Origin of the sequence: Caballeronia sp. ATUFL_F1_KS39 (genome assembly GCF_023630985.1) — a bacterium.
GTDB lineage: Bacteria > Pseudomonadota > Gammaproteobacteria > Burkholderiales > Burkholderiaceae > Caballeronia > Caballeronia zhejiangensis.
The window spans coordinates 149,323-171,729 of record NZ_JALQDZ010000001.1; the positions used below are offsets into that span (position 1 = coordinate 149,323).

The following is a 22,407-nucleotide window of genomic DNA, read 5'->3' on the forward strand; positions in this document are numbered from 1 at the left end:
GCGCGCTCTGCGCATGGAGCTTGCTTTACCGAAAGCCACGGGACAGAGAGACTCCCGGCGAGATCACCGAGGGCAGTTCTTATGACAATGGTATGGGGCATCACGCAGCCGAGTGCGTTTCGCCACGGCGTTCAGGCGAGGGCATCGGCATGATGATCGCAAATCCCGAGAAGACGACGGTTTCCGCGCGCAGCTTCGAGCTAGGCGTGACATCGGGCTTCGATCGCTATTCGGTCGAACACGGCGAGTTGACGTTATCGAGCGTCTTTCAGCCGGTGTTCAGTCTGTCGCACATGCGCGCCGTCGGATACGAGGGCTTGCTGCGCGCGCACGATGCGCTCGATCGCCCGGTGTCGCCGCTCGATGTGTTCGGGCAGGCATCGCGCGTCGGCGAGGCGTTGCAGATCGACCGGCTCGCGCAGGCGCTGCATCTGGAAAACTTCAGGATGCTCGGCGCGAAGGACGAATGGCTCTTTCTTAACGTGCATCCCGGCGCGCTGACCGAGCCGTATCACGCCGCCGCGCTGCTCGCGAATCTGAAGCGCCTGAATCTCGAGCCGCGCCGCGTCGTGCTGGAAGTGCTCGAGCAAAGCGCCGAGGATATCGAGCGGCTCGCGCTCGCGGTGCAGCAGTTCCGCGACCACGGCTTTCTCATCGCGCTCGACGATTTCGGCGCGGGGCACACGAACATCGAACGGATCTGGCAGCTCGATCCGGACATCGTCAAACTCGATCGCGTCATGCTTTCGCACGCCGGCCACAACGTTCACGCGCCGCTGTCCGCTCGCTCGCTCAAGCAGCGGCAGAACATGGAGGCGGTGCTGTCGGGCATCGTGTCGTTGCTGCATCAGGCGGGCAAGCTCGTGCTGATCGAAGGCGTCGAGACCGAGCACGAGGCGCAACTCGCGCTCGCGAGCGGCGCGGATTTCGTGCAGGGCTTTTTCTTCGCGCGGCCGCATCCGGGTCTCGCGGACAGCGCGCACGCGCAAAACGTGATCGGCGAGCTGACCGAGCGCTACCGACTGCAGACCGAAGCGCGCGAACGGCGCGTCGCGACGAGGCTTCAGCCGTATATCCGCGCGTTCGAGCGCGCGGCCGAGCGGCTCGCGGCGGGGGAGCCGCTCGAAGAAGTGTGCTGGAATTTCCTCGCGCTCGATAACGCCGCGCGCTGTTTTCTGCTCGATCAGAACGGCAAGCAGGCCGGCCGCAACGTCGTGCTGCGCGCCGACCGCGCCGCGCACGAAGCGCGCTTTCTGCCGCTCATCGATGCGCAGGGCGCGAACTGGCTGCGCCGTCCGTACTTCCGCGCGGCGCTCGGCGATCCCGAGCGCGTGCACGTGACGAAGCCGTATCTGTCGATCAACGAAGCGATGCCCTGCGTCACGCTCTCCGTGGAGACGCGCGCGCAGGGCAAGCGCTGCGTGCTGTGCGGCGATATCGACTGGCTGCCCGACGATATCGACTGATTACTTCGCCACGACGACCGGAATCCCCTTCAGCGATGCCGCGCCCTTCATCGAATCGATGGAGGCGCGCACCGCGTCGCCCGTCGCCGCTTCGATGCCGATGCGCGCCGCGATGTCGCGTTCGCTGCGCTTGACCATCGCGACGTTCGCGAGCTTGACGTGTCCGTAGCCGCGCACTCTCTCGAACAGCGCGGCGAGGGCTTGCACGTCCTTCGCGTTGTCGGCGTTCAGGCGGGACAAGGCGCGCGTCATGGTGATCTCAAAGTCGTCGGCGAGCTGACGCTCCATGCGGCGTTCGAGCGTCCGTCCGAAGACGTCGAGCGCGGTGCCGCGCAGCGCGCGAAACTTCGCGAGGCCGTCGAGCACCGGCCACATCCACTGGCCGAACACTTTCTTCTTCGGCGCGCCGTGTGACAGAACCGGCGGCGCGAAGTTGAACTTCACCGCGTAATCCGAGCCTGCCGTGCCTTCGAACTGCGCGCCGAGCGCGGCGCGGAACGCCGGGTCCGCGTGCAGGCGCGCGACTTCGTATTCGTCCTTCACGGCGAGCAGCTTGTAGAACGAGATCGCGATGGCGCGCTTCACGTCCTCATTCGCCGATGCCTTCGCGAGCAGCGACCGATAGCGCCCGACGAACTTCTTGCCGCCATACGCGAGCAAGCGCGCTTCGCGATCGCCGATGAGTTCCGCGAGCGGCATATCCGCCATGACGATGCGCTTCGGCTGCGTCGAAGCGGTCAGCGATTCGAGCGCTTTCATGTCGTGCGCGGCGAGACGGCCGATCGAAAACGCCAGCTTGTTCGCCGCGACCGCGACGTTGTTCAGTTCGAGCGCGCGCATCAACGCTGCGAGCGACAGCGGCACGAGGCCGAGCTGCCACGCGAAGCCGAGCATCAGAATGTTCGCGCCGATGGTGTCGCCGAGAAAACGCTGGGCGAGCGCTTGCGCGTCGCAACTGCGCATCGCGTCGTGCGCGGCGGGGCCGGCGGCGTGACGCATCTTGTCGAGCAGCGCATCCGCGTGAAGATTCGCTTCGGGGTTCTGCACGAAGCTCGCGTTCGGAATCGCGTGCGTGTTCACGACGATCTTCGTGCGATCGTGCCGCACCGTCTGCAGCGCTTCCGGGCTCGCGCCGACGACCATGTCGCACGCGAGCAGCAAGTCGGCCTGTTGCGTGTCGATGCGTACCTGATTGAGCAGCGCATCGGTCGCGGCGAAGCGCACGAACGACAGCACCGAGCCGCCTTTCTGCGCGAAGCCCATGAAATCGAGCACCGACGCGCTCTTGCCTTCCAGATGCGCTGCCATGCTGATGAGCGCGCCGACCGTCACGACGCCCGTGCCGCCGACGCCCGTCACGAGGATGTCGTACGGCGCGTTATCGAGCTGGCCTTGCGGCAGCGGCAAGGCATCGACGCGGCGCGCGAGTTCGGCGGGATCGAACGCGTGGCCTTCGGCCTTCTTGAGCTTCGCGCCTTCGACCGTGACAAAGCTCGGGCAGAAGCCGTTCACGCACGAATAATCCTTGTTGCACGACGACTGATCGATGCGGCGCTTGCGTCCCAGTTCCGTTTCCACAGGCTCGACCGACAGGCAATTCGATTGCACGCCGCAATCGCCGCAGCCTTCGCAGACGGCTTCGTTGATGAAAAGCCGCTTGTCCGGATCGGGAAACTCGCCTTTCTTGCGGCGGCGGCGCTTTTCGGCGGCGCACGTCTGATCGTAGATGAGCACGGTGACGCCCGGCGTGTCGCGCAGACGGCGCTGCACGTCGTCGAGCTCGCCGCGATGATGAAACGTCGTGCCGCGCGGAAACTGATCTTCGTGACCGATGTATTTCTCCGGCTCGTCGCTCACGACGACGAGCAGCGCGATGCCTTCCGCTTCCACTTGACGCGCGATCTGCGGCACGGAAATGCTGCCGTCGACGGGCTGGCCGCCCGTCATCGCGACGGCGTCGTTATACAGAATCTTGTACGTGATGTTCGCCTTCGCCGCCACGGCCTGACGAATCGCGAGAATGCCGGAATGAAAGTACGTGCCGTCGCCGAGATTCTGAAAGACGTGCGGCGTTTTCGTGAACATCGAGTGCGACGCCCAGTCGACGCCTTCGCCGCCCATCTGGATGAGACCGGTCGTGTCGCGCTCCATCCACGACGCCATGAAGTGACAGCCGATGCCCGCCTGCGCGACCGAGCCTTCCGGCACTTTCGTCGAGGTGTTGTGCGGGCAGCCCGAGCAGAAATAGGGCGTGCGCTTCACGGCATCGGCGACATTCGACAGGATTTGCGGCGCGACCAGATCGACCACTTTGTCGCGGCGATCGAGCGCCGGCTTGTGACGCGCGAGCCAGTCCGCGAACACCGGCAACACGCGCGACGGACGCAATTCGCCGAGCGCGGAAAGCAGTTGCGCGCCGTCGCGAGCGTTCTTGCCGATGACGATCGGCCGCGCGCCGTCGACGCGGTTATACAGATGGTCCTTGATCTGCTGCTCGATGACCGGGCCTTTCTCCTCGATGACGAGCACTTCGCTCAGACCTTCGACGAAGGTCTCGAGCCGCGTCGTTTCGAGCGGATATGACAGCCCGACCTTGTAGATCCGCACGCCCGCGCGGTCGAGATCGTCGACGGTGAGATCGAGGCGGCGCAGCGCTTCCATCAGATCGAGATGCGCCTTGCCGCACGTCACGATGCCGACGTTCGCACGCGGGCTCGGCGCGATCCACTTGTCGATGCTGTTCGTGCGCGCGAAGTGGCGCACGGCCTCGATCTTCGCCGCGAGACGCGCTTCGATCGTGAGGCTCGGCAGATCGGGCCAGCGGTTGTGCAGGCCGCCCGCCGGCGGCGTGAAATCTTGCGGCGCTTGCCAGTCGAGCCTGAGCGCATCGAGATCGACGGTCGAGCCGGATTCGACCGTCTCCGAAATCGCCTTGAAGCCGATCCACGCGCCCGAAAAGCGCGACAGCGCCCAGCCGTAGATGCCGAACTCCAGCATGTCGGCGACGTTCGACGGATTCACCACCGGCATGTGCCAGGAGATCATCGTCTGATCGCTCTGATGCGGCATCGACGACGACACGCAGCCGTGGTCATCGCCCGCGACGACGAGCACGCCGCCGTGCGGCGACGAGCCGTACGCGTTGCCGTGCTTGAGCGCATCGCCTGCTCGATCGACGCCCGGGCCTTTGCCGTACCACATCGCGAACACGCCATCGACGGTGCGTTCCGCGTCCGATTCGACGCGCTGCGTGCCGAGCACGGCCGTGCCGCCGAGTTCCTCGTTGATCGCGGGCAAGAAGCGCACATCGTGCGACGCGAGCAGTTTCTTCGCTTTCCACAATTGCTGATCGACCATGCCGAGCGGCGAGCCGCGATATCCGCTGATGAAGCCAGCGGTGTTCAGGCCGGCGGCGCGGTCGAGTTCGCGCTGCATCAAAACGAGACGCACGAGCGCCTGCGTGCCGGTGAGGAAGATCTGGCCTTTCGTGGCGGAGAGGTTGTCGCCGAGTTGATAGTCCGACAGCGCGGGAGGAAAAAAGGCATCGGCGGGGACGCGCGCGTTCATGAGATCTCCGTGTCTTGTAGGTATGCGAGGCAATGCGACATTCTTTGCCGACAAAAGCGGAATGTTTTTGCTTACTCGCAGCGAATACCGTCGCGCCGAGAAACATCGGGCTGATTTTCGAGATACGCGAGAGAAATTTCCTCGATCTGTCCGTGCTTCGCGTAAACCCGGATCGGGCGTCGGCGCGCGAAAGGGCTAACCTGAATGCCTCGACAGCCAACCCGATTGCAGCCGATGAAGCTCTTTTACTGGCCGAAGACGCGCGCCTTTCGCGCGCTGTGGATGCTCGAAGAAATGCGCGTGCCGTATCAACTGGAGTTCGTGAACATCCGAGCCGGCGCGCAGAACGATCCGAACTTCTGCCGCGTCAATCCGATGTCGAAGCTGCCCGCGCTGGAAGACGGCAGCGTGCGCGTGGCCGAATCGGGCGCGGTGCTGCTGTATCTGGCGGATCGCTATCCGGAAACGACGCTCGGCGTGCCGCTGCACGATCCGTCGCGCGGGCGCTTTCTGCAGTGGATGTTTTTCACCGGTTCGTGTCTCGAACCCGCGATGGCCGAACGCGTGACCGGCGCGCAAGGCAACACGGTGAGTTTCGGATGGGGCGATCTCGCGCGCGTCGAGCACGCGATCGAAAACGCGCTGGAAGAGGGGCCGTGGCTGCTCGGCGAGCAATTCACCGCCGCGGACATTCTCGCGGCGAGCACGCTGCAGATCGCGTTCAGGGCGAAGCTGATCGAGCCGCAGGGGGTGCTTTTCGATTACGTCGAACGCGCGCTCGGGCGCGAGGGCTACGAGCGCGCGTCAGCGATCGATCATCGCGAGGCCGAGCGGCTGGCGCTGAACAGCCACGCGGGCGTCGTGCATTCGTCGAGCGAGAGTTAGGGAAACGCGCGCGGCTTGGGAATGCCCGCGCCGGCTTCGATATCCGACACCGCGCGCCGATGCGCCAGCTCGACGGCTTCGGCGCGATCGGCGAGACCGTCGTCGCCGCCGACGGTCGTCCACGTCTGCACCGCCTTGTCGTGATGACGGATCTCGTACTCCGCGTCCCAGCGCGAGCCCTGCAGCTCGACCGGCCTCACGTGGATGGCGTAGACGCCATAAAGGAAGATCTGCTCCGGCATGTTGTCCTCCGATGCGGCCATGCAGCGTGGCTACAACTCGATTTCCCCGAGGATGCGGTGCGCGAGCGCGCGCGCTTCGTTGAGCGCTTCTTCTTCGTTGCCCGACGCGGCTTCCACTTCGTAGAGCGTCGCTTCGGTATCTTCGCCGTCGTCGCGTGCGAGCGAGACGAGGCCCTGGTACTGACCGCCGTCGATGGCGCGCACGCCGATCGTCGCGGTGTAGATGCCTTTCGTGTAGGTGGTGTCTTCCATGATGGATTCGCCTCCAGGCAAGGACGAATCCATGCTAGCACGCTGATATGTAACGCGTGCGACGCTTATTTCAGCAACGCCTCGACCTCATCCAGCGACGGCGAATGCGCGCCCGAATGACGGCACGCCGCCGCGCCCGCCGCGAGCGCGAACTTCAGATGTTCGGGCCATTCGCCGTGACGCGCCATCAAGCTATAGAGCAATCCGCCGATGGACGCATCGCCCGCGCCGACCGTATCGGCCACTTCGACGCTCGGCGGACGCGCGCTGTATTGCTCGTCGCCGGCATAGAGCGTGGCTTCCGACGAGCCGCGCGTGACGAGCACGGTGGCTTGGCGGTTCATCGCGCGGATTTTCGCGAGCGCGTCGGCTTCGGGCATGCCTTTGAACAGCATGTGCAGATCTTCGTCGGACACCTTGATCAGATCGGCGAGGCCCGCCATGTTGCGCAGGATCGGCTCGTAGCCGTGCTCCATCAAATTGCGATAGTTCGGATCGAAGCTGATCTTCACGCCGTGTTCGCGCAACTGACGGGCGAGCGCGGCAAGCGTCGCGCCGAGCGGCTGACGCACGAGGCTGATGCAGCCGAAATGCGCCCACTTCACGCGCTCCATCCAGCCTTGCGGCAGCCGCGACGGATCGAACGCGAGATCGGCGCCGTTCTCGCCCATGAAGTAGTACGTGGGCGGCTGCGTCTTGTGGACGATCGCGAGCAAGGGCGGACGCTCGACGCGCTGCATGAAGCGCATGTCGAGGCCCGAAGCGACGCTCGCGTCCCACAGATCGTCGGAGAAATTGTCCGTGCCGAGCGAGCCGGCGCAGGCCGTCGGCAGGCCGAGCCGCGCGACCGCGCGCGCGACGTTCCAGCCCGCGCCGCCCGGACGCGAAAGCCAGCTCGACACGTCCGTGCGGATCATGTCGGTGAGGATGTCGCCCGCGGAAACGAATTGCGGAAAAGTGGTTTGCTCGCTTGCCATGCTTGTCACCGTTGAGTCGAAGTCGGGGCCAGCGCGTTCAGCACTTCGTAGCACGCGCCCATCGTGTGGTAGTCGGTCTTGCCGGCGGGACTTTTCTCGTCGCCGTACTTGCGGTTGTCGCACGTCAGAATGCGATACCACGCGCCGTATTCGTGATCGACGAAGTGCTCCCAGCTATAGCGCCAGAGTTCGTCATAACAATCCCAGAAACGCTCGCGTCCCGTGCGCGCGCCGAGCAGCGCCGCCGCCGCGAAGCCTTCGGCCTGCACCCAGAAATACTTGTCGTGGTCGCAGATGGTGTCGTCCGGGCCGAAGCCGTAGTAGAGGCCGCCGTGACGGCTGTCCCACGCGCGGTTGAAGCCGGCGTCGAACAGTTCGACGGCGCGCGCCGAGAGCCACGGCAGCGCGCGGTGCCGCTCCAGAATCAGCAGCAGCTTCGCCCATTCGATCTGATGACCCGGCTGAAAACCCCACGGACGGAAGATGTTCGAACTGTCCGATTCGTTGTAATGCCAGTCGACCGACCAGTCGCGATGAAAATGCTCCCACACCATGCCGTGCGACAGCTTCGCCTGCCGCAGCGTGATGTTGCCCGCGATCTTTTCCGCGCGATCCAGATAGATGACGTGACCCGTCGCCTCGTAAGCCGCGAGCAGCGCCTCGGTCGCGTGCATGTTCGCGTTCTGCCCGCGATAGTCCGAAAGCCGCCAGTCGGGCGTGGCTTCGTCGGCGTAGAGGCCGGCGTCGGCGTCCCAGAAACGCTTTTCCATCAGCGCGAAGGTTTCGTCGATCATCGGCCTGGCTTCGTCGATGCCCGCCATCGCCGCGTGCGCGCATGCGAGCAGCACGAACGCCGTGCCGTAGCAGTGGCGCGTGCCGTCGAGCGTGCGCTTCTGGCCGTCGTGCCACTCGATTTCCCAGTCGTAACCTTCGTTCGCGGCGTCCCAGTGGGCGTCGCGCAGGAATCTGAACGCGTGATGCGCGTCGTCCCGATAGCGCGCGTCGCCGAAGTGGCGGAAGGCCATCGCGTAGTTGAAGACGAAGCGCGTGCTGCTGACGAGATGGCGCGTCGTGCGGTTATAGACGCTGCCGTCGTCCTTGAAGAAATGAAAGAAACCGCCGGACGGATCGCGCGCGTTCGGCGCGTAGAACGCGAGCGTGTCGCGTACGTGGGAGAGCAGGAAGTCGCGGCTGCGGAAATCGATCGCGCGTTCTGCTGGCGCCGGTTCCGCGAGGGCAGGTGAGGCGGTCATGTTCATGGCGTGCTGATGTCCTGTTTCGTGCCCGAGCTCGCGCGAGGAACGAAATTGACGGCGACGAGCGTGTCGGCCTGGCTCGGCGGGCTCGATTGATCTTCCAACAGCAATTCGACACCGCGGCGCCCGAGCGCTTCCTTGTCGACGGTCACGGTCGAGAGCGGCGGCGTGCTTTGGGCGGCGGCCGGAATGTCGTCGAAACCGACGAACGCGATGTCGTCCGGCACGCGCAAGCCGTGCGCGAGACAGACGCGCATCGCGGCGAGGGCCGCTGCATCGTTATAGGCGAAAACGGCGTCGGGCAGGGGACCGGATTGCGCGCGGGCTTCCGCGATGAGGCGTTCCATCGCGTCGGCGGCGGCCTGATCGGCGGTCAGGCCCGGCTGCGTCATGACCTCGAGCGTCGGATCGAAAAGCTGGCCGGCATCGAAATATGCTTTCCGATAGCCGAGCGCGCGTTGCGCGATGCTGTAATGCGCGAGCGATCCGCCGATGAACGCGATGCGCCGCCGCCCTTGCGCGAACAGATGCTGCATCGCGAGCGACGCGCCGGTCACATTGTCGATGTTGACGGAGCGGAATCCCGGCGCGCGCAGGTCGATCAGCACGGTGGGCCGCGCGAGCGAATGCAGATGCGCGAGCAGTTCCGGCTCGACGAAACCCGCGACCGCGATAGCGTCCGGCGCGTGCAGGCGCATCTGCTGCGCGAGATCGTGCGTCGGACCGGCCGTGAGCACGGATGGCACGAGCCGCCGCTCGCGGCACGCTTCCTCGAAACCGTTCAGCACATGGGAAAAGAAAGGGCTGACGGCGAAATTGTTGTGCTGCCGATGCAGCAGAAAGGTCACGCGACGAATGCGCGTGCGCAACTGAGCCGAATCGTAGCCGAGTTGCTGCGCCACTTCGACGACGCGCACGCGCGTCGCCTCGGACAAGCCTGGTTGATTCTTGAGCGCGCGCGAAACCGTCCCGATCGAGACGCTTGCCGCGCGCGCGACATCGCGAATGGTGGTGGCCATCGTGGTGTTCTCTGTCTCCGCTTTTCTCGGCTGTTTTCCGCTCAGGCGCGATGTTGCGCGCGCTCGGCCGGTTCACTTGTTCGAGGCGATTGTATAGTAAAAAGCCTCGAACCTAGCGTCAGCGAAGATTGGAGAAAACCAGTAGGCCGTTGTTATATATGCGATTCCTTGCGAGTTATTTGTTTAGTAAAAATACGGAAACATTACGCCGCGGCTTCGCGGTCGTGAACCGAGCGCTTGTCGGGCGTCCATACGTCGAGGATCAGATCGTCGTCCCAATAGTGGCTTAGCAGCGGCAGACTCATGCGGCCGCGCAGCTTTGCGTGGACTTCGTCGCCGTTCTGAAGCCAGCCTTCGATCGGCCGACGCCAGTGACACGCGACGACCGCGCCGTCGTGCGACAAGCTTTGGTGTATATGCTCGACGATGTGCCATAGCTGCGGCTCGTCGAGGTAATAGCCGATCTCGCTGATCACGACGAGATCGAACTTGCCGGTGGGCCAGCAGTCGGGCAGCAGCATCTGCCGGACATCGACGTTCCGATATTCCGCGACGCGTTGCCGCGTGAGCGCGACGGCGTCCTCGGCGATGTCGGTTGCGATCAGCTCGTCGCAGCGTGGCGCGAGCAGCGCCGTCAGTTCGCCGTTGCCGCAGCCTGGCTCGAATGCGCGCGCATAGCGTTCGTGCGGAAGCGAGGCGAGCAGGAGCGCGCGTTTGCGCCGTTCATACCATCGATGCCTGATTTTCCAGGGATCGTCGTTATCTCGATAAAGAGTATCGAAGTACTGCTTAGTATTGTTGTTGGTGTTGTTCATATGAGTACGACTTCGAAAGGCCGTGTAAGCCTTGCCAGCACATGCTCGGGCAGCACTGGCGCTTGTCCGGTGGTGGCGTCGGGGTCGAGCTGGCTCCGAAAAGCCTGCACGGCCCGAAGCTTCCGGGCATGCGTGGCGCCGTCGAGCACGATGCGGCGAGCACGGCTCCATGGCACGCGCGTATCGTCCGGCGACGCCCAGTGCCAGGTCCAGAGCGGCACCTCCACACAAGGCAGATCGAGCGCTTGTGCCGCGGACTGAACGGCGCGCCCGGCCGCCTCGTGGTCGGGGTGACCATCATAGCGCCATGTCGTGAAAACTATGTCGCCCGGTTGAAGGTACTCCGACAGGCATCCTGACAAACTCGATTCGATCTGGTCAGGATCGCCGTCCTGGAGCCCGAGCCGGACTACCTGGACCTGACGCAGATGCAGCCGTTGCAGCGCAGCCCTCGTTTCCTGCGGACGTACGCGTGCAAGACGTTCCGGCGGCCATTCGGATGACTTCGGGTGACTTGCCGTGCCGTCTGTTGCGGCGATGATGAGAATGTGCCGGCTGATCTCCGACAGTCGAGCGAGCAGGCCGCCGGTGCCGAGGATTTCATCGTCGGGGTGTGGCGCAACGACGACGGCCCGGCTGCCGAGCGGCACCAGTTCCGCCGGATCGACTTCGGGCAGCGCATTCAGACGCGCCCATCCCTGCCATGCGGCTTCGGGCGTGCCTTCGCCGCGTATGGCGCGGTCAGTGGCCGTTTCGTCGGTAGGCGCTTGCGTGGTCACACTTGCCATGAAATCCTTTCCTCCTCTATGACGTGCTCGGCGAGCGATGCTTCGTCACGCTCGGCGTGGCTTTGTCGAATGAAAACCGGCAGATCGGCCATCAACTGCGCGAAGTGCGCGTCGCGGCAGAGCGGGCCGGCGCCCAGCGCGCGGCCCGCGCGCTCCACGACCAGCGTTGCCACATGTTCGGCCGCGAGGCGCGCACGCATCGTCGGCACCATGGCGTCGGCCTGCGGCTCGCGTTCGATGAACGCCGCCGTCTCGCGCAGCAACGCGGCCGTCGCGGATAGCGCCGTATCGATCGCACCGAGATGCGCGAGCTTGTGCGGCCCCGCGCGATGCTTTGTATCGCGCGCGACGAACGCTGCAATGCCCGATGCCGCGCCGAACCAGCACGCGGCAATGCCCGCGCCGCCCTGCCAGAAACCAGGGCGCTCGAGATAACCACGCGGCGGACCGACCAACTGCGCGCGTACTCGCTCGAAGCGCACGTCGACGCTCGCGCTCGCCTCCATGCCGACCGCCTGCCAGCCGGAACCGGTGACTTTCACGCCGTTCTGCCGCAGATCGACGGCGGCGAGAACCGGTTCGTCGCGCTCGTTCCACGCGGTTACGAGCGCATGCGTGACCGATGCCGCTCCGGAGCACCATGCCTTCGTGCCGTCCAGCGCGACGATCTGTGAGCCGGCGTCACCCAGCGCCAACAAGCGCGCGCTCGGCGGTTCGGCTGCCCAGACGGCCCACGCGCTGCCGTCGTCGGGTGGCGGGCCGCCCAGTTCGGCGAGGATGGCGAGCGCGTCCGTGTGGCCTTCGTAGAGCTTGACCAAAGAGAGGTCGAAGGCTGCGACCGCGCCCAACGCGCGCCAGCGCTCAGCCGTGTTTCCCCGGCCCGGCAAGGGAAGGCGATCGAGACCCGCGCCGATCAGCGCATGAAGCGCGCGGCCTGTTTCTTCGGCGTTGCCGCGTTGAAACGGCAACTTGCCGAGAAAGTCGCGCAAGGCGGAGGCCGTCGCATGCTGTTCGACGCAGTTCATCGGTCCATCCGCTGTTTAAGTTTGATGCGTTGTGTCCACATGGCGCGCCGTGTCCGTTTCTGCCCGGTTTTGAACAAGAGTGTGGCAAGGGACATGCCCGAGCACCATTCAGCCGAAAGACGTAGGCCAAAGTGCCGGACGCGCGGCAACGGGTTCCGACGAATCGATGTGAAAAGTCAGGCTTTCTGGCTTATGTCGCTTGGCTGAATGGTCGCTTGAGCGTGGCCGGGTTCAAATGACGCAAAAGGCCGCACGCGGCGGCCTTCTGGAAAGGGATCGAATATGGCGAACCAGCGGGCGCCGTTCGCGGACGGGCGTGAATCAGCGGCGGGCGGGCGCTCCGACGGCCTTGTTCTCGCGCGCGGCTTCGGGCGCAGTTTTGCGTGCGCCCCAGCGCTGCGCGAGCACCGCGCACACCATCAATTGAATCTGGTGGAAAAGCATGAGCGGAAGCACGACCGCACCGACCGCGTGCGACGCGAAAATCACCTTCGCCATCGGAATGCCGGACGCGAGACTCTTCTTCGAACCGCAGAAGATGATCGTGATCTGGTCGGCGCGCGAGAAGCCGAGGCGCTTGGCCGTGAACGCCGTGATGAACAGCGCCGCCGCCAGCAACAGGATATTGACCGCGAGCAGCCCCGCGAGCGTCCCGAGCGAAATCGAATGCCAGATGCCTTCGTTCACGGCTTCGCTGAACGCGACGTACACGACGAGCAGAATCGAGCCCTGATCGACGAACTTGAGCATCGCGCGATGCCTGTCGATCCACTTGCCGATGGCCGGCCGCAGCAATTGCCCGGCAATGAACGGCACGAGCAGTTGCAGCGTGATGTTGCCGACGGTGTGCCACGGCGAGCCGGTCGTCGCGCCGTGATTGCTCACGACGATCCCGACGAGCGCCGGCGTGATGAAAATGCCGAGCAGGCTCGACGCGGACGCGCTGCACACGGCGGCCGGCACGTTGCCCTTTGCCATCGACGTGAACGCAATCGACGACTGCACCGTGGACGGCAGCGTGCACAGAAACAGGATGCCGGTGTAGAGCGCCGGCGTCACGAGCGGCGTCAGCACCGGTTTGAGCGCGAGCCCGAGCAGTGGAAAGAGCGCGAAGGTGCTGAGCAGCACGACGAGATGCAGCCGCCAGTGCGTCGCGCCGGCGATGATCGCCTCGCGGGAAAGCTTCGCGCCATGCAGGAAGAACAAGAGGCCGATGGCGATATCGGTGATCCAGTTGAATGCGACCGCCGCGCCGCCGCGGCAGGGCAGAAAGCTCGCGACGATGACGGTGCCGACGAGCGCCAGCGTGAAGTTGTCGGGAAGAAGTTTGGGCCGTGCCATCAAAGAGTCTCGTACTTGGACACGCCGGCCGCTGGGCGGGGCGTTTTTTGCGTCAAGTCAGGAAAAACCATGATTTTCGCTCGCACCCGATTAAATTGGCAAATTCATTTACTGGATCGATTGATGACACGTCCACATGAAACGACCTGTGCACGAGGAAGGCCGAATGAGCGCTACAGCAAAACTCGGGCCGCGCGCGAGCCAATTTCGCGGCCGTCAGATTCTTTTGTCCAGCACGTTTGTTCTTCATATGTTTGGTCGTCCGAAATGCTAGGCGGCAGCGAAAAACTCTGACGTAACATGGTGTTACAACCATCGAGCGGGCCTAACACTTTTTGGCTCGACTGCTTTCGCGGCGCGAAATAAATTGTTGAATACACCGGTTGGCGGGTTTATGCATCGCTCGATGCAAGGCCCCGAATGTTCCGACTGCCGCCGGTTGTCCGCCTGAAGCGAAAGTCTCCGCTTTCCATTCACGGACGGAAATATCGGTCGGACGCAGGCTGTTTCGACATGGCGCTCACAGGCATTCGCAACACTACCCGGCTTTTCGCATCCGCAGCGCTTGGCGCGCTCGCGGTGGCGGGTTCGCTCGCGCTTGCCGGGCCGCGCGTCGAGTGGCTGCCGTCGACAGTCCTCACCGATTCCGGCGCCAGCAGGCAATCGCTGCATTACACGCCGGTCGCCGCCAAAGACGGCTTGACGCCCGTTAGCGCCGAAGTGCGTCCGGGCCCGCGGGGCGATCAAACGGTGCCGCTGCGTGGCGCGGGCTCGATTCGCGCCGACATCACGCGCTACAACGAAGAGCGCAGCCTGCCGCGCCCCCCCGGCCGTCCGGCCGACGACGGTCGCGCGCCGACGAACGCGAACTACCGCAACTGAACGCTCCGCAGTCTTCCTGAGCTGACCTCCGTTTCGCCGCGTTCACCGCGCGGAGCGCAAAACCGTTTGCGCGTCTAGCTTCGCTGTCACGATGACGTAATCTCGCCACAGTTGCGCATCGAATTTCCCTCAGACGTTCCGCTCTTTTTTCCGCGCAAGGACAATGCGGCCTGCGCGGGAAAATGTCCGAAATTCTTAATTTCAAACGCCTTTCGACGCTTGGAGAGGCGCGCCGGTACTCGCTGCGCATCTCGCCGGTTGTCGATCCGGCCATCGCGAGCCTGAGGCAAAGCGTCCCTTCCTGCGCGCGGGCGGGGCGGGAAGTATTCGAACCGCTATACCCGCAATAACCAAAAACATTTTTGACCGGAAAAATGGTCCGTAAAGATGGTGCCGCTCCACACGCGATGCCTCTTCGCCCACTAAACCGTTATGCCGGTCAGACGAGGCGAGCGCAACGCAACTCGCCCGCAAAGATTTCAATTTTCGACAAAGAACAGGAGAGTTCATGAAGTCAACCGTCAACCGTGCAATGACTACGGTGAAAACAACGGTCAAGGCCACCGCGGTCGCCGCAGCGATGTTCGGCCTCTTCGCCGCGGGCACGGCGCACGCGCAATCGAGCGTTTCGCTGTATGGACAGGTCGACGAATGGGTCGGCGCGCAGAAATTTCCCGGCGGCGATCGTGCCTGGAACGTGAGCGGCGGCGGCATGTCGACGTCGTACTGGGGCTTGAAGGGCGCCGAGGATCTCGGCGGCGGCTACAAGGCCATCTTCACGTTGGAAAGCTTCTTCCGCGCGCAGAACGGTCAGTACGGACGCTTCCAGGGCGACACCTTCTTCGCGCGCAACTCGTACGTCGGCATTCAAGGTCCGATCGGCACGTTCACCGCGGGCCGCCTGACGACGCAACTCTTCGTCTCGACGATCCTGTTCAACCCGTTCGTCGATTCGTACGTCTTCTCGCCGATGGTCTATCACGTGTTCCTCGGCGCGGGCACATTCCCGACGTACCGCACGGATCAGGGCGTGATCGGCGATTCGGGCTGGAACAACTCGGTCCAGTACACATCGCCTGACTTCAACGGTCTGTCGGGCAGCGTGATGTACAGCTTCGGCAACACCGCCGGCGACGGCCGCTCGAAGAAGTACAGCGCGCAGTTCCTGTACTTCCACGGTCCGTTCGCGGCGACGGGCGTCTATCAGTACGTGAACTTCAACAACACCCCGGGCGATCTGACGTCGGTGGACGGCTTCGCTTCGCCGGGCTACAAGAGCCAGAGCGTCGGCCAGTTGGGCGCGTCGTACGACATGAAGTACGTCAAGTTCTTCGCGCAGTACATGTACACGAAGAACGACTACGAAGGCCCCGGCACGTTCCACGTCAACACCGGACAAGGCGGTGTGACGGTTCCGCTCGGCCCGGGCACGGTGATGGCGTCGTATGCGTACTCGCGCAGCAACGGCGGTCTCGATCAGACGCACAAGAGCTGGGCGCTCGGCTACGACTATCCGCTGTCGAAGCGCACCGACGTCTACGCCGCGTACCTGAACGACAAGTACACGGGTATGTCGACGGGCGATACCTTCGGCGTCGGTCTCCGCGCGAAGTTCTAAAGCGTTTCGCATCGAACGAAAACACCGCGCTCAAGGGCGCGGTGTTTTGCTTTCTACGGCACAAAAAATCAGCCGATCGCGAGGCGCGCCTTCGCGTCGTCGTATTCGCGCTTCAGACGCTCGACCAGTTCCGCGACGCTCGGCACGTCCTCCATCAGCCCGACGCCCTGGCCCGCGCCCCAGATTTCCTTCCACGCCTTCGCCTTGCTCGTGCCTTCGGCGAAGTTCATCGCGTTCTTGTCGGAGACGGGCAGCGCATCGGGATCAAGTCCCGCATTGACGATGCTCTCGCGGATGTAGTTGCCATGCACGCCCGTGAAGAGATTCGTGTAGATGATGTCGGCGGCGGTTGCATCGACGATCGCGCGCTTGTATTCCTCGAGCGCGTGCGCTTCCTTCGTCGCGATGAAGCGCGTGCCCATGTAGGCGAGGTCCGCGCCCATCGCTTGCGCCGCGAGGATCGAGCCGCCATTGGCGATCGCGCCCGACAGCACGATCGGGCCGTCGAACATGCGCCGCACTTCGCCGACGAGCGCGAACGGCGACGTCGTCCCCGCGTGGCCGCCCGCGCCCGCCGCGACGAGAATGAGGCCGTCGACGCCCGCTTCGAGCGCTTTCTGCGCGTGCCGCAAGTTGATGACGTCGTGCAGCACGATGCCGCCGTACGAATGCACGGCGTCGATCATCTCCTTGACCGGCGCGCGCAGGCTCGTGATGAAGATCGGCACCTCATGCTCGACGCACACGCGCACGTCCTGTTCGAGCCGCGCATTCGACTGATGAACGATCTGATTGACCGCGATCGGCCCGATCACGGCATCGGGATTCGCGGCCTTGTGCGCGGCGAGCTCGCTTTGAATCTGCGTGAGCCATTCGTCGAGCAGTTCGGCGGGACGCGCGTTCAACGCCGGAAAAGAGCCGACGATGCCCGCCTTGCATTGCGCAAGCACGAGCTCGGGATAACTGACGATGAACATCGGCGAGCCGACGACGGGCAAGCTGAGGTGCTGCAAGATGGCGGGCAGAGCCATGGCACGAATCTCCTGAGTGTGTCCGAGCAGCGTTAAACCATTCTAGAGAACTGGCGCGCGATCCGGCACGCACGATCATTTTCCGGAAGGCACGCGTGGCCAGCGAACGATCGTTCGATTATATGCACGACATCGCCGCCGAAACATCCGCCATTTCCCGAAGAAGTATTCGGTTTCGGCGTTTCCACGCTCGCCACGGCATCGGCGACTGCGCGAGCGCGCCTACAATGGTCCGCAACGCCACGAACAAGAAAACACAATGTCGTTCAAAGACTACGAGCCGTTTCGCGTCGATGCGGGCGGCGTCGAGATCGCCGGGATGAAAGGCGGCGAGGGGCCGCCGCTCTTGCTCCTGCACGGACATCCGCAAACGCACGAGATCTGGCACAAGTGCGCCGGCGAGCTTGCGAAGCACTTCACGGTGATCGCCAGCGATCTGCGCGGCTACGGCGCGTCGGGAAAGCCGGAAAGCGACACGCATCACACGCCGTATTCGAAGCGCGCGATGGCCGGCGATCAGGTCGCGGTCATGCGTCACTTCGGCTTCGAACAGTTTCTTGTCTGCGCGCACGATCGCGGCGCGCGGGTCGCGCATCGCATGGCGATGGATTTCCCCGACGCCGTCGATCGTCTGATGCTGCTCGACATCGCGCCGACGCTCGCGATGTACGACGCTACCGACCGCGAATTCGCGACTGCAAACTTCCACTGGTTCATGCTGATCCAGCCGTCGCCGCTGCCGGAATTGCTGATCGGCGGCAACCCGGACGCATATATCGATCGGCTATTGGGCAGTGGCCAAGCGGGATTTGCGCCCTTCGCGCCGCATGCGTTGCGGGCGTATCGCGACGCGTTTGCCGCGCCGGGTGCGATCTTCGCGACGTGCGAGGACTATCGCGCGTCGGCGGGCATCGACCTCGAACACGAACGCGCCGATCTCGAACGCGGCATGAAGATCGCCTGTCCGCTGCGCGTGCTGTGGGGCGAGCAAGGCGTCATCGGACGGCGCTTCGACGCGCTCGACGAATGGCGGCGCGTCGCACGCGACGTGAGCGGCCGCGCGCTGCCGTGCGGGCACTACATTCCCGAGGAACAGCCCGACATGCTGCTCGCGGAAATGCTCGCGTTCTTCGAGGCAGATGCGCCCTGAAACCCGCGCCGGCATTGGGCTTTACGTGAATTCAGGTGTCGTTACAATTTTGTAGGGAAAGCACCGATGCACGTGAAATAGTGTCGCGATACGATACTTGGGACGTTGATCACGTCCATATGATTCTGCCGCTTGCCGTAGCTGACAAGCGGCTTTCTTTTTGTGCACTCGGGCGGTTCAGGCCACCGACACGGTTTCGCCGCTCACGTTCACCGAGCCGCCGCGCGCCAGTTCCCCGACGATTTTCTCGACGAGCGTATGACATTCGCCCGATGGCGCGAGCGCATCGGCGGCGGCGCGCATCGCGCGGGCGTCTTGCGTCATCGTGACGAGCGCATCGAGCGTCATCGTGCGCACTTCCATCAACTTGAAGACGATCAGCACCTTGAGCGCGTTCTTCGCGTTGCGCGCGGGATCGGCCTGCAAGTAATCGAGTCGCGACGAAGCGACCTCGAGCGCGCGCGCAACGTCCGTGAACGGCGCGCCGTGGCCGGGAATCGCGATATCGACGTCGAGCGTCGATATGAGTTCGAGCACCGCGCGTTCTTCCGCGAAACCGCTGTCGCCTTCGAGTTCGGGAAAGATCACGCCGAAGCCGTTTTCCCACAACGCGTCCGCGCTGATGAGCACGCGCGTCTCGGGGCAATGGAGCATCAGCGAATGCGGATCATGGCCCGGCGCGCCGAGCACGTTCCAGTCGAAGCCGCCGAGCGCGAGCGTCGCGCCGTGCGCGATCGTGCCCGTGAAATCGAAGCGATCGCAGCGCTGGCCGGTCGCGCGAAACGTGAGCGCGTCTTCGTCCCATGCGCACACGGCGTGCGCTTCGCTTGCGGGAATCAGCGTGTCGCAGGCGTACGTGCGCTGGAGCAGCGCGTTGCCGCCGCAATGATCCGAATGCAGATGCGTGTTGACGATCAGATCGAGCTTGCGCGCGCCGAGCTTTTGTTTGACCAGCGCGAGCGTTTGCGGCGCGTGGGATACATAGCCCGTATCGACGATCGCGGTGCCTTCGGCGCTTCTGAACAGCACGTTGTTCGACGAGAGCCAGCCGCGCTCGATGACCGTCATCGACTCCGGCAGCGTTCTCACGCGCGTGTCTCCAGCGGCATCACGACGATGGTCGCCGTCGCCTTCATCACCGTTTCGCCGAGCTGATTGCGCGCGTCGCCTTCCAGCTTCACGAGATCCCCGTTCAGACTCGCTTTCCACTTCGCTTCGGTCACGCGCCAGGACATCGCGAGCACGTCGTTCGCCTTCACCGCGCGCGTCAGCCTGATGCCGAATTCGAGTCCGAGCGGCTGCGCGTATTTCGAGAAGTGCGTGGCGAGCATCGCCATCAGATGCGCGGTCGGCTGCGTGCCCGATGCGATCAGCGCACGGAAACGGCTTGCGCGCGCGTAGGCGTCGTCGTGATGCAGCGGGTTGAGATCGTTGACGAGCGTCGCGAAGTGCTTGATCGAATCGGGCGGCAGCGTGAGCGTCGCGTCGAACGATTCGCCGAGCGTCACCACGCGCGCGCCCTGACGACGGCTCTCGACGCGCGCGAGCACCGCGCGTTTCGCGTCATCGTCATGGGAGGACCACGCGGCGATTTCGTCGATGTTGCGAAAGCAGCCGTCGCAGAAACCGGTCTCCGGATTCATGCGGCATACATCGACGCACGGCGACGCAATGTCCGTCACATTCGTCACGATTCCGCCGTCTCGCGCAACGCGACGTCCGCGACCGGCGCGCCCGTCAGCTCGATCAATTCCCGCGGCGACAGATTGAACACCGCGTGCGGATGCCCGGCCGCCGCCCACAGGCTGTCGAGCGCGAGCAGGTCTTCGTCGATGAGCGTGACCGGCGTGACCGCATGGCCGATCGGGCACACGCCGCCGATCGCGTAGCCGGTCTTCTCGCGCACGAACTTCGCGTCCGCGCGCGCCAGAGCGCCGACGCGCGCCGCGACCTTCGCTTCATCGACGCGATTCGCGCCGCTCGCGATCACGAGCACGGGCGCGTCGTCTTCCTTGCGGCGAAACAGAATCGACTTGGCGATCTGCGCGACGTCGCAGCCGAGGCCGGCCGCCGCTTCCGCCGACGTCTTGCCGGTTTCGGGCAGCATCACGACGTCATGCGGATGGCCGCGTTCCTTCAACAAGAGCGCGACGCGGCGCGCGGAATCGGGCAATTGATCGATCATCTTTGTCCTTTGTTGTTCAGACGCAGGCGGCGGCGCCGTCGCGTTTCTTCGTGAAGATCGCCTTTCCTGCACGCGACGAACTCGGCTTGCCGATCGCGCGCGAAATGAAATCGCCGATATCGACGAGCTGATCCAGATCGACGCCGGTCTCGATGCCGAGCCCGTTCATCAGATACACGACGTCTTCGGTCGCGACATTCCCAGTCGCGCCCTTCGCATACGGACAGCCGCCGAGCCCCGCCACCGACGCGTGGAAGATCTCGATGCCTTCGAGCAGCGCCGCATAAATGTTGCCGATGGCTTGCCCGTACGTGTCGTGGAAATGTCCGGAAAGGCGCTCGCGCGGAAACGCTTTCTGCGCTGCCGCGAGCACTTCGCGCGTGCGTTTGGGCGTGCCGACGCCGATGGTATCGGCGATATCGATCTCGTCGCAGCCGAGCGCTTTCATGCGTTCGACGACATCCACGACCGATTCGATGCTCACTTCGCCCTGATACGGACAGCCGAGCGCGCACGAGATGGATCCGCGCAGCCGCATGCCGGCGTCCTTCGCGGCTTTCGCGACCGGCTCGAAGCGCGCGATGCTCTCCGCGATGCTGCAATTGATGTTCTTCTGCGAGAACGCCTCGCTCGCCGCGCCGAAGATCACGATTTCATCGGCTTTGGCTTCGAGCGCGCCTTCGAAGCCGCGCATGTTCGGCGTGAGCACGGAGTAGATCGTGCCCGGACGGCGCTCGATGCCGGCCATGAGTGCGGCGGCGTCGGACATTTGCGGCACCCATTTCGGCGACACGAACGATGTCGATTCCACGTTCACGATGCCCGCCCGCGCGAGCCGGTTCACGAGCTCGATCTTGGTTTCGGTGGGCACGAATTCCTTTTCGTTCTGCAGGCCGTCGCGCGGCCCGACTTCGACGATTTTCACTTTTGACGGAATCATGTCTCTGTCTCCTTTCGATGTGGTCTCAGTACCCGCGCTTGAAATCGACGATGCCGCTGATCGGCTCGCCGCGCGCGAGCGCTTTGATCTTGCCGGCGATCTGCACGATGCTTTCCTCGCGCAGCGTTTCCGCCGAAATATGCGGCGTCACCGACACGCGCGGATGCGTCCAGAACGGATGTTCCTGCGGCAGCGGCTCGGTGTGGAAGACATCGAGCGTCGCGGCGGCGATCTGGCCGCTGTCGAGCGCGGCGATGAGATCGGCATCGACGAGATGCGGGCCGCGCGCCACGTTCACCAGATACGCGCCGCGCGCGAGCTTGCCGAACGTGCGCGCGTTCAGAATGCCTTCGGTGTCCGGCGTGTGCGGCAACAGATTGATGAGCACTTTTACGCCGTCGAGAAACGCGTCGAATTCGTCCGCGCCCGCGTGAACGTGGACGCCTTCGATCGTCTTCGGCGTGCGGCTGTATCCGCGCACGGGCACGCCGAGTTTCAGCAAACCCTTCGCGACTTCCGCGCCGAGCACGCCGAGCCCGAGCACGCCGACAGTGAACGATTCGCGCGCGTGCTGCGGCAGTTTTTCCCAGCGGCCTTCGCGTTGCAGCGCGTCGTATTCGTCGAAGCGGCGCAGGTAGCGCAGCACGCAGTACGTCGCGTATTCGACCATCTGCTGCGCCATGCCGGTGTCTTCGAGACGCACGAGCTTCGCGTTCGGCGGCAGCGTGCCGGGTTCGCGGCGCTCGACATCGAGAATCGCGTCGACGCCCGCGCCGAGATTGAACACGGCCTGAAGATCGGGACGATTCGCAAAGAGCTCGCGCGGCGCGCGCCACACGATCGCGTAGTCGGCGCTCGCGGTGTCGCCCGGCTCCCATACGCGCAGGTCCGCATCGGGCAACTCGCGTTTCAGGCCGCCGAGCCACGCGTCGATATCGGCGCCCTTCTCGAAGAAGATGATTTTCATG

At 64.3% G+C, this 22,407-nt stretch carries 21 protein-coding genes; 5 read left to right on the plus strand and 16 right to left on the minus strand.

Going from position 1 to position 22,407, the window contains the following annotated elements; genetic code table 11:
- The first annotated feature begins 149 nt into the window (after positions 1–149).
- Positions 150–1,466 carry an EAL domain-containing protein gene (locus NCR93_RS00740; protein WP_008351986.1) on the plus strand — a complete coding sequence of 439 codons (1,317 nt, stop codon included), beginning with the start codon at positions 150–152 and terminating at the stop codon, positions 1,464–1,466.
- Here NCR93_RS00740 and NCR93_RS00745 read toward each other — a convergent pair whose 3' ends face one another.
- Positions 1,467–5,033: an indolepyruvate ferredoxin oxidoreductase family protein gene (locus tag NCR93_RS00745; RefSeq protein WP_250532129.1), complete on the minus strand. Its 3,567-nt coding sequence runs from the start codon at positions 5,031–5,033 to the stop codon at positions 1,467–1,469.
- A gap of 234 nt (positions 5,034–5,267) precedes the next feature.
- Here NCR93_RS00745 and NCR93_RS00750 point away from each other — a divergent pair, with 234 nt between their 5' ends.
- Positions 5,268–5,918 carry a glutathione S-transferase family protein gene (locus NCR93_RS00750; protein ID WP_034470349.1) on the plus strand — a complete coding sequence of 217 codons (651 nt, stop codon included), beginning with the start codon at positions 5,268–5,270 and terminating at the stop codon, positions 5,916–5,918.
- Here NCR93_RS00750 and NCR93_RS00755 read toward each other — a convergent pair.
- From NCR93_RS00755 to NCR93_RS00795, 9 genes are all read right to left on the minus strand, one after another.
- Complete coding sequence (locus tag NCR93_RS00755; RefSeq protein ID WP_008351976.1) at positions 5,915–6,160, minus strand: hypothetical protein; 246 nt, start codon at positions 6,158–6,160, stop codon at positions 5,915–5,917. The genes NCR93_RS00750 and NCR93_RS00755 overlap by 4 nt on opposite strands.
- A gap of 30 nt (positions 6,161–6,190) precedes the next feature.
- Positions 6,191–6,412 carry a hypothetical protein gene (locus NCR93_RS00760; RefSeq protein WP_008351974.1) on the minus strand — a complete coding sequence of 74 codons (222 nt, stop codon included), beginning with the start codon at positions 6,410–6,412 and terminating at the stop codon, positions 6,191–6,193.
- Positions 6,413–6,477: 65 nt separating this feature from the next.
- Complete coding sequence (locus tag NCR93_RS00765; protein ID WP_008351973.1) at positions 6,478–7,389, minus strand: carbohydrate kinase family protein; 912 nt, start codon at positions 7,387–7,389, stop codon at positions 6,478–6,480.
- A gap of 5 nt (positions 7,390–7,394) precedes the next feature.
- Complete coding sequence (locus tag NCR93_RS00770; RefSeq protein WP_034470352.1) at positions 7,395–8,648, minus strand: AGE family epimerase/isomerase; 1,254 nt, start codon at positions 8,646–8,648, stop codon at positions 7,395–7,397.
- A complete protein-coding gene (locus NCR93_RS00775; RefSeq protein WP_008351968.1) occupies positions 8,645–9,664 on the minus strand; it encodes a LacI family DNA-binding transcriptional regulator in 1,020 nt (339 codons plus the stop codon). Before NCR93_RS00775 ends, NCR93_RS00770 begins: the two co-directional genes overlap by 4 nt.
- 203 nt (positions 9,665–9,867) lie before the next feature.
- Positions 9,868–10,479, minus strand: coding sequence for a class I SAM-dependent methyltransferase (locus NCR93_RS00780; protein WP_034470354.1), 612 nt, complete (start codon positions 10,477–10,479; stop codon positions 9,868–9,870).
- Positions 10,476–11,267 (minus strand): PIG-L deacetylase family protein, encoded by a 792-nt coding sequence (locus NCR93_RS00785; RefSeq protein WP_034470357.1) that lies wholly within the window; start codon positions 11,265–11,267, stop codon positions 10,476–10,478. The genes NCR93_RS00780 and NCR93_RS00785 overlap by 4 nt, the downstream gene beginning before the upstream one ends.
- Entirely contained in the window at positions 11,255–12,292 is a 1,038-nt protein-coding gene (locus NCR93_RS00790; protein ID WP_250532130.1) for an acyl-CoA dehydrogenase family protein, read from the minus strand. Before NCR93_RS00790 ends, NCR93_RS00785 begins: the two co-directional genes overlap by 13 nt.
- A gap of 321 nt (positions 12,293–12,613) precedes the next feature.
- A complete protein-coding gene (locus NCR93_RS00795; protein ID WP_033536558.1) occupies positions 12,614–13,633 on the minus strand; it encodes a bile acid:sodium symporter family protein in 1,020 nt (339 codons plus the stop codon).
- 513 nt (positions 13,634–14,146) lie between these two features.
- On the opposite strand from NCR93_RS00795, the gene NCR93_RS00800 reads away from it, so the two are divergent.
- Together NCR93_RS00800 and NCR93_RS00805 are read left to right on the plus strand one after the other, a co-directional pair.
- Entirely contained in the window at positions 14,147–14,515 is a 369-nt protein-coding gene (locus tag NCR93_RS00800) for a hypothetical protein (protein ID WP_034470363.1), read from the plus strand.
- A gap of 508 nt (positions 14,516–15,023) precedes the next feature.
- Positions 15,024–16,133: a porin gene (locus tag NCR93_RS00805; protein ID WP_008351956.1), complete on the plus strand. Its 1,110-nt coding sequence runs from the start codon at positions 15,024–15,026 to the stop codon at positions 16,131–16,133.
- Between the two features lie 68 nt (positions 16,134–16,201).
- On the opposite strand, the gene NCR93_RS00810 is transcribed toward NCR93_RS00805, so the two are convergent.
- Entirely contained in the window at positions 16,202–17,164 is a 963-nt protein-coding gene (locus tag NCR93_RS00810; protein WP_008351955.1) for an NAD(P)H-dependent flavin oxidoreductase, read from the minus strand.
- Positions 17,165–17,423: 259 nt separating this feature from the next.
- Between NCR93_RS00810 and NCR93_RS00815 the strand changes: the two genes are divergently transcribed.
- Positions 17,424–18,314, plus strand: coding sequence for an alpha/beta fold hydrolase (locus tag NCR93_RS00815; RefSeq protein WP_175979726.1), 891 nt, complete (start codon positions 17,424–17,426; stop codon positions 18,312–18,314).
- A gap of 177 nt (positions 18,315–18,491) precedes the next feature.
- Here the strand turns inward: NCR93_RS00815 and NCR93_RS00820 are convergent, their stop codons facing one another.
- Genes NCR93_RS00820 through NCR93_RS00840 form a run of 5 tightly spaced genes read right to left on the minus strand, consistent with a single transcriptional unit; the run spans position 18,492 to position 22,406 of the window.
- The gene (locus NCR93_RS00820; protein WP_250507134.1) at positions 18,492–19,403 is read right to left on the minus strand and encodes an MBL fold metallo-hydrolase; all 912 of its coding nucleotides are present in this window, start codon (positions 19,401–19,403) and stop codon (positions 18,492–18,494) included.
- Positions 19,400–19,957 carry a DUF1289 domain-containing protein gene (locus tag NCR93_RS00825; RefSeq protein ID WP_250507156.1) on the minus strand — a complete coding sequence of 186 codons (558 nt, stop codon included), beginning with the start codon at positions 19,955–19,957 and terminating at the stop codon, positions 19,400–19,402. The genes NCR93_RS00820 and NCR93_RS00825 overlap by 4 nt, the downstream gene beginning before the upstream one ends.
- 44 nt (positions 19,958–20,001) lie before the next feature.
- Positions 20,002–20,499, minus strand: coding sequence for a YbaK/EbsC family protein (locus NCR93_RS00830; protein ID WP_250507135.1), 498 nt, complete (start codon positions 20,497–20,499; stop codon positions 20,002–20,004).
- Between the two features lie 16 nt (positions 20,500–20,515).
- Complete coding sequence (locus tag NCR93_RS00835; RefSeq protein ID WP_008351950.1) at positions 20,516–21,439, minus strand: hydroxymethylglutaryl-CoA lyase; 924 nt, start codon at positions 21,437–21,439, stop codon at positions 20,516–20,518.
- 25 nt (positions 21,440–21,464) lie between these two features.
- A complete protein-coding gene (locus tag NCR93_RS00840) occupies positions 21,465–22,406 on the minus strand; it encodes a 2-hydroxyacid dehydrogenase (protein WP_250532131.1) in 942 nt (313 codons plus the stop codon).
- Between the last annotated feature and the right edge of the window lies 1 nt (position 22,407).